The 13,280-nt window shown below is 65.4% G+C and carries 13 protein-coding genes and 1 pseudogene; 7 read left to right on the top strand and 7 right to left on the bottom strand.

Going from position 1 to position 13,280, the window contains the following annotated elements; genetic code table 11:
• Nucleotides 1–15: 15 nt before the first annotated feature.
• Complete coding sequence (locus tag QRQ56_RS08330; protein ID WP_438739036.1) at nucleotides 16–480, top strand: cupin domain-containing protein; 465 nt, start codon at nucleotides 16–18, stop codon at nucleotides 478–480.
• 6 nt (nucleotides 481–486) lie between these two features.
• Here the strand turns inward: QRQ56_RS08330 and QRQ56_RS08325 are convergent, their stop codons facing one another.
• Complete coding sequence (locus QRQ56_RS08325; protein ID WP_438739035.1) at nucleotides 487–1,449, bottom strand: alpha/beta hydrolase; 963 nt, start codon at nucleotides 1,447–1,449, stop codon at nucleotides 487–489.
• 156 nt (nucleotides 1,450–1,605) lie between these two features.
• Here QRQ56_RS08325 and QRQ56_RS08320 point away from each other — a divergent pair, with 156 nt between their 5' ends.
• From QRQ56_RS08320 to QRQ56_RS08310, 3 genes are all read left to right on the top strand, one after another.
• Complete coding sequence (locus QRQ56_RS08320) at nucleotides 1,606–1,860, top strand: hypothetical protein (protein ID WP_438739033.1); 255 nt, start codon at nucleotides 1,606–1,608, stop codon at nucleotides 1,858–1,860.
• Between the two features lie 239 nt (nucleotides 1,861–2,099).
• Nucleotides 2,100–4,115, top strand: coding sequence for an FIST N-terminal domain-containing protein (locus QRQ56_RS08315; RefSeq protein WP_438739032.1), 2,016 nt, complete (start codon nucleotides 2,100–2,102; stop codon nucleotides 4,113–4,115).
• Nucleotides 4,116–4,236: 121 nt separating this feature from the next.
• Entirely contained in the window at nucleotides 4,237–4,440 is a 204-nt protein-coding gene (locus QRQ56_RS08310; RefSeq protein WP_438739031.1) for a hypothetical protein, read from the top strand.
• A gap of 39 nt (nucleotides 4,441–4,479) precedes the next feature.
• On the opposite strand, the gene QRQ56_RS08305 is transcribed toward QRQ56_RS08310, so the two are convergent.
• The 3 genes and pseudogenes from QRQ56_RS08305 to QRQ56_RS08295 all read right to left on the bottom strand — a co-directional run bounded on the left by QRQ56_RS08305 (nucleotide 4,480) and on the right by QRQ56_RS08295 (nucleotide 7,076).
• On the bottom strand, nucleotides 4,480–5,598 hold the full coding sequence (locus tag QRQ56_RS08305) for an HD-GYP domain-containing protein (RefSeq protein ID WP_438739030.1): 1,119 nt from the start codon (nucleotides 5,596–5,598) through the stop codon (nucleotides 4,480–4,482).
• 46 nt (nucleotides 5,599–5,644) lie between these two features.
• Nucleotides 5,645–5,971, bottom strand: coding sequence for a PilZ domain-containing protein (locus QRQ56_RS08300; RefSeq protein WP_438739029.1), 327 nt, complete (start codon nucleotides 5,969–5,971; stop codon nucleotides 5,645–5,647).
• A pseudogene (locus QRQ56_RS08295) lies at nucleotides 5,968–7,076 on the bottom strand (DUF2336 domain-containing protein). Before QRQ56_RS08295 ends, QRQ56_RS08300 begins: the two are co-directional and overlap by 4 nt.
• A gap of 297 nt (nucleotides 7,077–7,373) precedes the next feature.
• Between QRQ56_RS08295 and QRQ56_RS08290 the strand changes: the two are divergent.
• On the top strand, nucleotides 7,374–8,321 hold the full coding sequence (locus tag QRQ56_RS08290) for a helix-turn-helix domain-containing protein (protein ID WP_438739028.1): 948 nt from the start codon (nucleotides 7,374–7,376) through the stop codon (nucleotides 8,319–8,321).
• Nucleotides 8,322–8,370: 49 nt separating this feature from the next.
• Nucleotides 8,371–8,961, top strand: a complete 591-nt coding sequence (locus QRQ56_RS08285) for an NADPH-dependent FMN reductase (RefSeq protein ID WP_438739027.1) — start codon at nucleotides 8,371–8,373, stop codon at nucleotides 8,959–8,961.
• Nucleotides 8,962–9,086: 125 nt separating this feature from the next.
• On the opposite strand, the gene QRQ56_RS08280 is transcribed toward QRQ56_RS08285, so the two are convergent.
• From QRQ56_RS08280 to QRQ56_RS08270, 3 genes are all read right to left on the bottom strand, one after another.
• Nucleotides 9,087–11,168: a methyl-accepting chemotaxis protein gene (locus tag QRQ56_RS08280; RefSeq protein ID WP_438739025.1), complete on the bottom strand. Its 2,082-nt coding sequence runs from the start codon at nucleotides 11,166–11,168 to the stop codon at nucleotides 9,087–9,089.
• A gap of 97 nt (nucleotides 11,169–11,265) precedes the next feature.
• Nucleotides 11,266–12,051, bottom strand: a complete 786-nt coding sequence (locus QRQ56_RS08275) for a 2-keto-4-pentenoate hydratase (protein ID WP_438739024.1) — start codon at nucleotides 12,049–12,051, stop codon at nucleotides 11,266–11,268.
• A 14-nt stretch (nucleotides 12,052–12,065) separates the two neighbouring features.
• Nucleotides 12,066–12,653 (bottom strand): TetR/AcrR family transcriptional regulator, encoded by a 588-nt coding sequence (locus tag QRQ56_RS08270; RefSeq protein WP_438739023.1) that lies wholly within the window; start codon nucleotides 12,651–12,653, stop codon nucleotides 12,066–12,068.
• Between the two features lie 128 nt (nucleotides 12,654–12,781).
• Here QRQ56_RS08270 and QRQ56_RS08265 point away from each other — a divergent pair, with 128 nt between their 5' ends.
• Nucleotides 12,782–13,264 (top strand): tautomerase family protein, encoded by a 483-nt coding sequence (locus QRQ56_RS08265; protein WP_438739021.1) that lies wholly within the window; start codon nucleotides 12,782–12,784, stop codon nucleotides 13,262–13,264.
• Nucleotides 13,265–13,280 lie beyond the last annotated feature (16 nt).

Raw genomic sequence — 13,280 nt, 5'->3', positions numbered from 1 at the left:
GGACGGAGCATCGTGATGGACGCCGTGACCTCGAAGCACCAGGAAGCCGCCGACCAGCATTCTCACCTGGTTCGGCCTCAAGACATGGAATGGCAGGCCACGCGCTTTCCGGGGTGCGAGGCCAAGACGCTGTTGTTCGATCGCCGCACCGGTCTGATGACCGCCCTGATGCGGTTTGCGCCGGGATCGGTGCTGCCGGATCACGAGCATGTCGGCATCGAGCAGAGCTGGGTGATCGAGGGCGCGCTGGTCGACAAGGAGGGGCCGGCCGAGGGGATTACCTGCAAGGCCGGCGAATTCATCTGGCGCGAGGCGGGCAGCCGGCACGCCGCCTGGTGTCCCGACGGGGCCCTGATCCTGGCCGTGTTCCAGGTGCCGAACAAGTTCTTCGAAGCCGACGGCCGCGTCATCGACGCCGCTGGCCAGGATTGGGACGAGACGTGGGGGCACACCGCGGCGCAACAGAAGCGAAGCGTCTAGCGCTCGTCACGCGCCCCGCATCAGCAAGGCCTTGAAGTCGGCCCGCGCGCGCTGTGCCTCGGCACGCGCGGCGTCCGAGGCATCGCCCATGCCGAAATAGCCATGGATCAGGCCGGGGCCCTCGTGATGCTTGACCCGCACGCCGGCGGCCTCCAGCGCCCGCGCATAGGCCGCGCCTTCGTCGCGCAAGGGATCGAACCAGGCGGTGGTCACGATCGCGGGCGCAAGGCCGGCCAGCGAGGCGGCCCGCAGCGGCGAGACGCGCCAGTCCAGGGCATGGCCGGGATCGGCGAGATAATGGCCGCAAAACCACTCCATCGTGGCACGCGTCAGGAAGTAGCCATCGGCATTCTCGGCGCGCGAGGGAAAGCGCGCGTTCTCGCGCGCATCGGCGTAAGCGCCGAGGACGTCGGTGACGGGGTAGACGAGCAATTGCGCGGCGAGCGTGATTCCGGCATCGCGGCAGGCGATCGCGGTGGTCGCGGCGAGATTGCCGCCGGCGCTGTCGCCGGCAACGCCGAGGTGTTTTGCATCGCCGCCAAATTCCGCGACGCGGCCAAACACGTCGCGCACGGCAGCGAAGGCGTCCTCGAAGGCGCCGGGAAAGCGTGTCTCCGGCGGGCGGCGATAGTCGACGGAGACGACGACGGCGCCGGTCTCGATCGCAAGGTTGCGGGCCTGCCTGTCGTGGGTCTCGAGGTCGCCCGCGACCCAGCCGCCGCCATGGAAGAACACCACGGTCGGCGCGGGCGCGCTGCCGATCCGATAGACCCGCGCAGCAAGCGGGCCGGCGCCGCCTTTCACCTCGATGTCCTCGACGCTGTCGACCGGCGGCGGCGGAATGGCGGCGCGCGCGGCAGCCAGTGCGCGCAAGGAATCGCGGGCGCTCTGTGGCGTCATGACCGTGGGATCACGCATCGGCATGAGCGGAATGATCTGGGCGATGACGGGATCGAGTGGCGCGGCCATGGTGGCTCCTTGAGGGTTCTTGGTCTTGCTTGTGGGCCAGCATAGATTTTGCGCGCCGCATCGGCAACCGGCCGCGTCGTCGCGCCGACGGATGAAGGGCGGGGAGGTTCTGCGAGGTGGAATTCGAAGCGCTGGTCCAGTCACGCCGCAGCGTGCGTGCTCACCGGCGCGCCGCTCGAAGAAGTTCGTCGCCGCAACATGGCGTGGGACCGCGGCCTCGGTTCGGTCATCAACGGGCAGGGCATCATGCGCTCGGACATCGTGCGCGAGGTCGCGACGATTCCGGAAGACGAGGTCATCATGACCTGCGTCGCGATGCGCGATCCCGACGACGGGTTCGCCGCGAATGCGGTGCGATCCGACCGCGAGCCCAACGGCGACTTCGTGCGCTTCGTCGGCTCCGCCGATTGATGCGCGCCGACATGCGCATGCGCTTCGCCTTGATTCGCTGCGGGGCGAGAATTTGATCGATATCAAAATCGCAACCGCGGTCGGTATCATGAACCCGCAGGATCGCGCCGTGCCGTAGTCCTACGGTGGCAATCCCAAGCACAAACGCAGCCACGCGGCGTGGTTCCTAACCGAATGGCAATTTCGAATCCGCAATCTCGTCCTTCGAGACGTCGCTCGCGTCGAACAAGGATATTGCCATGCTCTCGTTCTTTTCCCAGGCAAGTCACAAGCAGGCATCGCCGTCGATCGTACCCGACGCGCCCGATGCGGCGCCGGCCTCCCGCGAGCCTTGCGCGATCCGCGTGCTGGAGAGCGACGACCGGCTGCAGAATATTTCCGAGAGCGACTTCGTGATCGGAGCGGCGCGCGCGCCGCTCGCGCTCGCATTCATCTCGCCGCATTGCGACTTCGCGCGCGTAATATCGTCGCTGCAGAGGCTGGCGGGCTCGACGCCGGTGATCGCGATGTCGACCGCCGGCGAGTTGTGCTCGGCGGGCCAATCCCTCTACAAGGCGACGGGCGCGAGCTGGTCGTCGGTCGTCGTGCAGGTTTTCCCCGCCGATCTGTTCCAGTCGATCAGCATCCACAGCGTTCGCCTCCACAACGAGGACATCCGCAAGGGAGAGCCGTCCAAGGCGCATGATGCGCGGATCGAGGCGATCGCCCGCGACCTCGGCACGATCCGGACGCCCTTTGGGCTGGACGTGCGCGACACCATCGCCTTCGCGCTCGTGGACGGCGTCTCCGCTTCGGAAAACTATTTCATGGAAGCGGTGTACCGCAGCGGCAAGTTTCCGTGCGCCTTCGTCGGAGGCTCGGCCGGCGGCAAGCTCGACTTCAAGAATACCTATCTCTACGACGGCAAGCAGATCCTCGAGAACCACGCGCTCATCGCCTTCCTGAAGCTGGCGCCGGGCCGGGCCTACAGCATCTTCAAGACTCAGAACTTCAAGAAGACCGGCAAGTCCTTCGTCGTCATGGGAGCCGATCCCAATCGGCGCACCGCCTCCGGCGTCCTGGAGGGAGGCGAGATCAAGCCGTTCGCGTCCGCGGTCGCAAAGGCGCTGAACACGAGCCCGGTGAACGTCATGTCGATGATGACGAAGCACTCCTTCGGCATCGAGGTCGGCGGCGACCTGTTCGTGCGTTCGGTCGCCGGCATCGATGCGCAGAGCGGCGTCGTCTCGTTCTTCTGCGACGTGAATTCGGGCGACAGGCTCGAACTGCTGGAAGCCACCGATTTCGTCGACCAGACCCGGCGCGACCTCGCGTCGTTCCTGCGCGACAAGCCGCCGGCAATCGGCGCGATCCTGAACGATTGCATCCTGCGCCGCCTCAACAACGAGACCCAGCTCCGCAACATGAGCGGCATGTGGCCGATGCCGGTCGCGGGATTCTCGACCTTCGGCGAGCTGTTCGGAATCAACATCAACCAGACACTGACGGCGATCGTGTTCTTCGACGTCAGTGAGAAGCCGTTGAGCGATCCCTTCATCGAGCTGTTCCCGATCCACTATGCGCATTTCGTCGAATATTTCACGCGCACGCATCTCAACCGCATGGTCCTCCTGAACCAGATCAAGGACGGCATCGTGCAGCGTCTGACCGAGTATCTGAGCGCCAGCGCCACGTTGAGCGGGAAGGTGGAGGGGGCGCTGCAGCAGACGGCCTCGATCAACGCGATCGTGGAGGAGATCCGTTCGGTGATCATGGCGAGCGCGCAATCGGCGGCGAAGGCGACCGACACCACGGCATTGTCGCAGGAATTCGCCGGCCTCACTCAGGCCATGAACGGGCTGCGCGACATCCTCAAGATCATCGACACGATCGCGGGCCAGACCAACCTGCTCGCGCTCAACGCGACGATCGAGTCCGCGCGTGCCGGCGAGGCGGGGCGCGGCTTCTCGGTGGTGGCGACGGAGGTGAAGAAGCTCGCCAATGACACCAAGAGCAGCCTCACGCGCACCCATGCGTCGATCGGAGGCATGGAAACCTCCCTCGAGTCGCTCGGAGCCAATATCAACAGCACCCGGGGCCAGCTGATCCAGACCCAGGAAGGCTACGACAGCATCGTGACCCAGATCGAGGACATGTTCAAGAATCTTCAGATGATCAACAGCGTGCTGTCGGATCTCGAGAGCTTCGTGCGTGACCGCAACGGGGCATTGACGAGCGCCATGAACGACATCGAGACGTTGAAGCGGATCGGCTAGGACGCCAATCCGCGTTCTGCAAATTTCGGTGACGACCCGCCAGTTGGCTCTTGCAATCTCGTCGCGCTAGCAGGAACAATAAGCCTCGTGAGAGGTTTGTTGCTGGCGCGAGGGAATTGACATGCGGCGGCTGGCTAGCCTGGTTCTGCGGTTCTTCGGCCCGCGGCTGCGGCGCCCGATCGATAACGATCCAACCCTTCCTTTCACACCCGAGGAGTTCGGCCGTTTGATTCGTAGCGGCCGGCATGAGGACATGAAGCTGCTGGCCGAAGGGCTGGCCTGCCGGTCCATCCCCCGCCGCGCGCGCTATCGCGCCACGCATTAGCCGGGGTCGATGCGCTGCGATCACCTCGGGTCGGGAGCCTTAGCGCGTTAGCGCAACTGCCTTGAACGAGGTCACGAGCGCTTTCTCCAGCTTTCCACTCATCCCGCGCAGGACGTCGTAGGCCTCGGAACGAGGCATTGTCGGCTTGTAATGCCGGTGCTCGATGAGGGCTGCGAAGATGTCGGAGATCGTGAGAATCCGCACGAGGTCACCAATGTTCTCGGCGCAGAGCGCATCGGGATAGCCGCTGCCATCGAGATATTCGTGATGATGGCGGACGGCATCGAGAATCTCCGGTGAAATCTTGTCGTGTCCCTTCAGAAACGCGTAGCCGGCGGCCGGATGAGTTTCGATCAGGGCTCGTTCCTCCGCATCGAGGCGTCCTGGCTTGTCGAGAATGGCGAGAGGGATCTGGGCCTTTCCGATGTCGTGGAACATGGCCGCCGAATAGAGCCGCTCCAGATCGGCTCTTCCGACGCCGAGGCTCAGGCCGAAGTCGATGGCGACGCCGGTCACGAGCAGGCAGTGCTGGTAGGTTCCCTCGTGGTGGCGCCGTACCGTCGTGAGCCATTCCGACAGCCCCCGTTCGGTGATGCGATCGGCGATCTGACGGCCGGCCTCCCTTGTACCGTCGACGTCGAGGGGCAGGCCAAGGGTGACCGCCGTGAACATCGAGGCGATCGCGGTTGCAGCGGCCTCGACCGCGTTGTCGGATCGTGCAGTCTCGCCCGATGAGACAGCAGACGGGTCGGCTGGATCGGACAACGCGGCCAGCAGTCTGGTCCGATTGATCGCACCGGGCAAAACGAGCGTCGCCCCGAGCGCGTAGGCCTGCGAGATACCGACGTGAGAGGAGTGCTCGAGCAGAAATATCCGCTTCCCGGCCTTGGCCAGCCTGCCGGCCCGGCTCTTGATCGCCGCGATATTGTCGACATCGCGCAGGTCCGCGCGGATGACGATGGCGGAGGGCATCCGCGACAGCTTGGCATCGGCATCCAGCCGCTCGCCCACGACAGCGAAACGCTCCTCGAGAATAGAGCAGACGCCGGCCAGCTTGTCGGATGTGTCGGCCAGGACATGCACGAACCCGTGGGCCGGATCCTGCTCACGGAGGCCGGCCGGTTTTGCGGGGTGGAGCATTTTTCGCGCGTTCTGCACGCCTTGACCTGCGATGTCCTGAATTGCGGAGGAACTCTCGGCTCAATTATCCTGGGGCAGTCTGCGTCTTGGCCGGGGGTGCACTTGCTGGCCTCTTCTTGCCATCCGCCAGGACGAAGTGAACGCCGGCCGTGGTGCCGTCGATCCAGACCAGCTCGCACCGCCGATAGGCGAGGCCGGTCGACGACAACACCAGGAAGAATTCCTTGGCCTGGAGCACGTCCAGCGTGCCCTCGACCTCGACTTTCGCACCCGTCTGCGACACGTCGAGCAGGACGCAGCTGCGCCGCCATGTGCCGTCTGAGCCCATCAGGTTGACGGGCTGGCGGTGGTCCATCTTCACCCGAGACGTCTTGCGACCATCGAACTTCATCGGCTAACCCCCATTTTCGCGGTGCGATGTCCCGGATCGCCCGTACCTGCGCGTGCTGCGATTTCGCCCCACCGCACCGTCCACTGACTGGTCGACAGAAGCAGCGTCTCGAACGTATGTTGCGCGCGCTCGCGCTCGGCAAAGGACAGCCGGGTTCCGCTGCGGTTGCTCAGGATGGCCAGCGTGGTCTGCCAGTTGAGCCGCGAAGCCCGGCAGGCCATGACGAGGCCTTCGCAATCGCCATCCGTCATGACGTGCTCGACGATCTCGATGGGAGTGCCTGACAGCAGCGACAAGGCCGTGACCAAACTGGCGGTCTCGCCGCGGATAGCGAAGCGGTTCACGGTGGAATCGTTGAGCTTGCCGATGCGGTTGAGCGCGACGATCTCCGGCCGCGCGCTCGCATAGGCGGCCGGGCCGGGCAATTTTGGCGCTACCGGTGCAGCCGCTTGCGGAGGCGAGGCGGAAGGAGTTTTCGGCTCCGCGCGAGAGGAGGTCGGTGAGGCCGATAGCAGCTTCCGAAGGACCTCGTCGGGCGTCGCCGGTCTGAGCGCCAGCGCCTTGGTGAGTTCGTCATCGCTCGCGCACCTTTCAACGAGCACGAGGTAGGCGGCATCGGAGAGCTGCGCCCCTGCATTGCCGATCAGTGCAAGATGGACGGCGCGGCCGCCGCGCCCGACCAGCGTGTCGGCCAGCGCCGGTTCGATCCGCGATCGCGTGCGGCGATCGCGAGGTGTTGGCGTTCGCCGCACGCGATCGCGATCATTTCCAGATCGGACGTGGTCAAAGCCTGCGATTTGAGCAGAACGAGACAGGCCACGTCGGGATCGTTGTGGGTGGCGAGGCGTCGCAACGTCCCCGGCGGAGCCACCTTGAGATCGGCAAGCGCGGCGCCGAGTTGAACCAACGCGCTGATTTCGACCCGCTCCGTCAATCGGAGCAGAACGCCATCGACTACGTTGGCGAGCAACTCCTGGGACCGGTCGCGGCTGCCGGCGAGCAGTTGCAGAATGCCCTGAAGGATGCGGGCGCAACGGTCCAGCGGACACGTCGCGACCGCATATTCCAACTCAACCAGAATATCCGCAGGCAAATTTGCCGTCATGGCAGGAGCCTGAATTTGAAATAACTTTGGTGACCTAACGCGTTTCATTGCGCCTTAAGCGCGTTAATTTCGATTTTAAGCGTCGCGTCACCGGTGCGGGTTGAGCGCCGAATTGTCGAAAAAACGCTATCGAAATTTGGCGAGATCGGACATCCCGGCTTGTCCTCTCGGTCGTGCCTCCGCCAACTGAGCGAGACACTTTAAGATTGATTCTCTCGACTCGGCGTAGCGCAGGGGTAGGGGCCCGGCACCGCCGCCGGGACACGCGTCTATTGCGGCGCAGCGTTTCTTATCACCATGAACAACATTGATGACGTGCCCGGGTTGGCACCCAGAGTATTTCGCTTTTCCGACGTCGATGAATTCCGGAATGCCATCCGAGGCCTGAACTTCGAATTCACGCCGTTCGTGCGGATGATTTCGGCCGAGCAGATCATTCTGTCATTGCCCGGCTGCGACGTGAACTTGACGACCGCGTTTCCGCGCGTGGTCGACGCGCAGGTCGTCGAGAATTGCACGGCGGTCGGGTTCACCATGGACGACCTCGACGTTCCCATACGCTTCAACGGCTCGCAGCGGGCGCGTCCGGCGATCGTGATCGGCAGCGGCGGCGCGGCCTACAGCATCATCGAGGAGGTGCAGCGGCAAATCGCCTCGGTGGTCTTTCGGCCGGAAGTGACGGACCGCGGCTGGCCGAGACCTGCCCAGAGCTTCAAGATCTTCGAGACGACCGCGGCCAGCCTGGACCGGCTCCGCCGTGTGGTGCGCGAGGTGCTGAGTGCGGCTTCAGAGCCGATCGAGGCGTCGGATCTCCCCCTCAAGGCAAGGGCAATGAAGGAGTCCCTGCTCGGAGCCGTCGACCACGCCCTTGAAGACGTCGTCTCGGCGCGCTGGACCCTGCGCGTCAATGACGAGCGAAACTTCAGGATATTCCGGGACATCAGCGCGCTTTTGTCCGACGATCTCTCGCACCCGATCTACAGTGAGGAGATTGCGCGCAAACTCGGACTTTCCGTCCGCACCATGCACGACGTGGTCCGCCGCTATCGCGGCATGAGCCTGCACCGTTACTTGCGCCTGCGCCGATTGTGGCTTGTGCGCCAGCGGCTGCTTGCCGGCGCCGACAGCGTCAAGACCGTCGCGCTCGCCTTCGGTTTCTGGCATCTCAGCGACTTCTCCCGGGGGTATCGCCAGCAGTTTGGCGAGACGCCGTCGCAGACCCTGGAGCGCGGGCGCGGACGCTAGCTGGCAGATCAGTTAGGGCCATCGGGCGCTTTCATGCTAGCTTGCCGTCATGAGCAACCGCATCCTCGTCCTCTACGGTTCCTACCGTTCCGACCGCATGGGCATCCGCCTTGCGGATTTCGTCGTTAATCGGCTGCGCGGCCGTGGCGACGATGTCACTTTCATCGATGCCAAGGCGATCGGCCTGCCGATGCTCGATCGCATGTACAAGGAGTATCCGAAAGGCGAGGCGCCCGAAGCGCTGGAAACGCTGGCGGGACAGATCCGCGGCGCCGACGGTTTCGTCTTCGTCACCGGCGAATACAATTGGGGCATCCAGCCCGGCCTGAAGAACCTCACCGACCACTTCCTCGAAGAGTGGTTCTGGCGCCCGGCTGCGATTGTCAGCTATTCCGCCGGCCGCCTCTCCGGCGCGCGTGCCGCGACGGCCTGGCACGGCACGCTGTCGGAGATGGGCATGGTCGTGGTGTCGAGCACCATCGGCGTCGGCCCGATCGCGCAGACCTTGTCGGCCGAAGGCGAGCCGATCGGCGACGGCGGCAAGGCGCTGGAGCGTGCGTTCCCGCGCTTCGCCGACGATCTCACCTGGTGGATCGAGGCGGCGAAAGCGCAGCGGGCGCGCAAGGCGCCGCCGTATTAGGCCGGCCGCGCATATTCGTAGCCCGGATGGAGCGCAGCGAAATCCGGGAAAGCCTCACCGTGGATGCACCGTCCCGGATTACGCTTGCGCTCCATCCGGCTACGAGACTGTCTCGGTAACGGATATTACGCCGCCCTGACCTCGCCGAGGAAGCGGTCGAACTGTCCCGCGAGATCGCGCGACTGCGTCGAGAGCTGCTCGGCGGCGCCGAGCACTTCCCGTGCGGCGCTGCCGGTGTCGTCGGCGGCGCGCTGCACGCCCGAGATGTTGGTATTGACCTCCTGGGTGCCGCGGGCGGCTTCCTGGACGCTGCGGGCGATCTCCTTGGTGGCCGAGCCCTGTTCCTCGATCGCAGCGGCGATCGCGGTGCCGATCTGGTCGATCTCGCCGATGACGTCGGCGACGTTGCGGATCGCAGCTACCGTTTCGTCGCTCGCGGTCTGGATCGCGGCGATCTGCTCGGAGATTTCGGTGGTGGCCTTAGCGGTCTGGCCCGCCAGCGACTTCACTTCGGAGGCGACCACGGCAAAGCCCCGACCGGCATCGCCGGCGCGGGCGGCCTCGATGGTCGCGTTTAGCGCCAGCAGATTGGTCTGCTCGGCGATGCTCTGGATCAGCGTGACGACGTCGCCGATCTTCTGCGCGCCTTCGGCGAGCGTGCGCGCGGTGTCGCCGGTGCGGCGGGCATTCTCGACGGCGCGCGCCGCGATCTCCGTGCTTTGTGCGACCTGGCGGCCGATCTCGGAGATCGAGGAGGTCAGCTCCTCGGTGGCGCTGGCGACGGTCTGCACGTTGGTCGAGGTTTGATGGGAGGCGGCGGCGACGACCGCGGCCTGGCTGTTGGTTTGGGCTGCCGTCGAGGTCATCGACTGCGCGGTGCTTTCCATGGTCGAGGACGCCTCGGACAGGCCGCCGACGAGCTCGGTGACCTTGGCTTCGAACGCGCGGGTGAGCACGTCGAGCGCTTGGGCGCGGCGCATCTTGCCGTCATTCTCGGCCTGCTTCTCGGCAGCGAGCCGATCGGCCCGGATCATGTTGTCCTTGAAGACCTGGACGGCCGCGGCCATCGCCCCGATCTCGTCGGAGCGCTCGGCGCCCGGGATGCTGTCCGCGACTTCGCCCTCGGCGAGCCGCGACATGCGGCTGGTCAGGTGGACGATCGGCGCGCAGACGCGGCGGCGAACCATCACGATGAGACCGACGCTGGCGATCAAAACGGCGGCAAGGCCGAGCAGCGCGACGGTGAAGCTGGTGCGCGCGGCGGAGGAAGCGCCGGCGAGGATCTGCTCGGCGTTGTCGTAGAACGCGTCGCGAACTCCGATGATGGAGCCGAGGCCCTTTTGCGAAGCCGCGTAATAGGTGTCGACGTCGTGCTCATACTTGCCGCTGACGGAACCGTCCTTGACCAGCTTGAGCTCGCGGCCGAATTCCTCGACGTAGCGCGAATTCATGTTCTCCAGCGCCGCGCCGACATTGGCGGGAGTCGCCGGGTTGCCGCGCAACTCCATCAGCGACATCACGATCTGGTCGCTGCGCCCCTGCATGCGGGCGACGTCGGCCTTCTCCGCGTCGGTTCCGACCTTCTTGCCGCCCACGAGGTTCTTGTGCACGCTGGCATTGAGGCCGCCGATGTCGCGTAGCGTCATGGCGATGTTAGCGTAGTTCGACTGCCGGTAGGCATCGCCGTTCAGGATCGCCATCCGGCGCACCTGCTCGTTGAGCAATGCAGTGACGCCGGCGTTGAGAACGGCGTTGTCGGCGACGACCTTCCGGGCCGCGTCCTTGCGGGCCTCCGCAGGTCCCGCGATCGCCTTGTCGATGGCTTCGCGGAGTGCGGTGAACTTCGAATTGATGCCGTCGATCTCGCTGCCGATGGTGGCGCCGTCGTCGAACGAGCCGGGCAATTCCTTGCGCAGCGCGTTCATCCTGTCGCGCGCGCCGTCGGTCTGCTTGCGCAGCTTGCCCTGTTCGGCCACCTGCGCCGGGTCCACCGTCGCGGGTCCGTAGAGGATGTTGGTCGAGAATCCGCGCTCGGGGTTGAGGTAGCGCGGGATGTCGCTGGCGGCGCGGACGATCGCGAGCCGGCCCTGGGCCTCGCTGATCCGGTCCATCGTCTGGTACTTCGTCACGGCGACGTAGACGGCGAGGCCGCCGCCCACGGTTGAGAGCGAAACGATGGCGGTGGTCAGGAGCGTACCGATTTTCATTGATCTGTCCGGCAATTGGCGCGGGGAGAAGGATATTCTCCTGAACCTAGGATGCCCGTGTTAATCCCGGGTTTACGCTGCGGGCCGGCGGAGATCCTCAGTTGTAGGTCGCGCTGACCGATCCGAGCGGACCAAAATCGGCGACGTAGGTTTCGCCGGCCTTCGGCCGCAGCATTCCGGTCAGCGTGCCCGTGCTGATCGTCTGGCCGGCCTTGAGACCTATGCCGGTCCGCGACAGCTCGTTGGCGAGCCAGGCCAGCGGCAGTAGCGGATGGTCGATCGCCGCTGCAGCGGAACCGCGACGCCTCTCGGCGCCGTTGCAGTTGAGGATCACGTCCTGATTGGCGATGTCGCGGTTGCGCCAGTCCGCGATGGGCGCCCCGATCACGATCGTGCCGGATCCGGAGCCGTCGGCCATGATTGCCGGCATTGGTGGAAACGCCGCGTCGTGAACGAAGCGGCACTCTGCGAGCTCGATGCCGGGATGCAGCGAGGCGACGGCGTCGCCGACCTCGTCCGCCGTGTAGGGCCTCGTGCGCGGCGGCAGATCGGCGCCGAGCCGCGCCTGGTACTCCACTTCGGGTATCGGACTGCATTGCCTGGCGTGCTCGACGCTGGCCGGCGAAGACTTGATCAGCGGCGCGAACACCCGCCCATAGATCGGCGTGGAGATGCGAAGCTGGCGCTGCAGCCCGGACTTCATGCCGGCGATCTTCCAGCCGACGACATCCCAGCCCAACTCCTCTTCCACCATTCGTGCGACGCGGTACGCCGTGTCTGCATCGGGCGGGACCAGCCGTTCATCGAGGCCGCTTTGCTGCCGACCCTCGCGGCGCAGAGTGGCAAGATGACGCGCCAGTTCGCGTTGTCGGGATATTTCCACGATACGTCTCCAATCTATTCGTTGGTGCGGGCGAGGGCGGCGGCGAGGGCCGTTTCCAGCTCCTCCTGAACCTGATCGAGCGCATCGGTGCTGCGGTTGGCCCGGCACATCGCGACCGTGCCTTCGATCGAGGCGACGACGAGGGTTGCGAGTCGCTCGGCGCGCGCCTCAGCCAAGCCTTCCCGCAGCAAGGCTGCGCGCATGATTTGCCGCCACTGCGTGAACACGCCGTCGGCGAGGTCGAGCAGATGCTGCTGCGCCGCCTCATCATCCTTGTCGGAGGCTTCTCCGGCATAGCGGTCGACGGCGACCGCGAGCACCGGGCATCCGGCCTCGAAGCCGGTCGCCTGCAGGCGGCGGCGCCAGGAGGCGACAAAGGCCCGCAAGCCGTCGATCACACCGCGGTCGCGCATGGCTTTCTCCAGGGGAGTGGCGACTTCCGCGCCGGCGAAGATCACGGCTTCGGCGATCAACTGCCGCTTGCCGTCGGGAAAGTGGTGGCTGATCGAGCCGCGCGGCGTCGCCGTGTGGCGGACCACGTCGCGCATGCTGGTGGCATTGACGCCGCGGCGGCTCATCAAATCGGCGGCGCCGGCGATCATCTTGTCGCGGGTGCTGGAGGTCATAGGAAATCCCGTGGTTGGCATCCTGATCTAGACTATGACGCTTGACATAGGCAAGCGGCACTGAAATATGACGAGTGTCATAGCTTATGAAATGAGAGCGCCCCTTGACCATCATCACCGTGACCGCGCCTGCGGGTCGGCTCAGCCTGGTGCAGCGTCGACGTCTTGCGGAAAGCCTGACCGATGCCGTGCTCGTGCCCGAGATCGGCCAGCAGGTGGCGGCCGCGCGAATGGGTTTTCAGGTTCATTTCCACGAGCTGCCGCCCGACTGCATGGCGATCGGCGGCCAGCTCCTGTCCGATCGGGAGAGCCCGCGCGACATCATCACCGTCAGGATTGCGGTGATGAACGCGGCCTGGCCGGCAGAGGTGCGCGCCGACGTGATCCGCAACGTGCTCGCGCGGCTTGCGGAGGCCTGCGGAATGCAGAGGCCCGCGCCGACCTGGTGGGTCAATTTCGAGGTCATCGCGGAGGGAAGCTGGGGCTCGCGCGGCGGCGTGCTCTCGATCCTCCAACTGCTTCAGTCCGGCGTCTTTACGCTGGAGCGGATCAAGGCAATCCGCGCTGCGATTTCACCGTCGGCCTGACGCCCGCTGACATCAA

The sequence above is a fragment of the Bradyrhizobium sp. U531 genome (genome assembly GCF_051710265.1).
In the GTDB taxonomy this organism is placed as follows: domain Bacteria; phylum Pseudomonadota; class Alphaproteobacteria; order Rhizobiales; family Xanthobacteraceae; genus Bradyrhizobium.
Note: the sequence above shows the minus strand (reverse complement) of the source record. Positions and strands in the feature narration are given on the sequence as shown.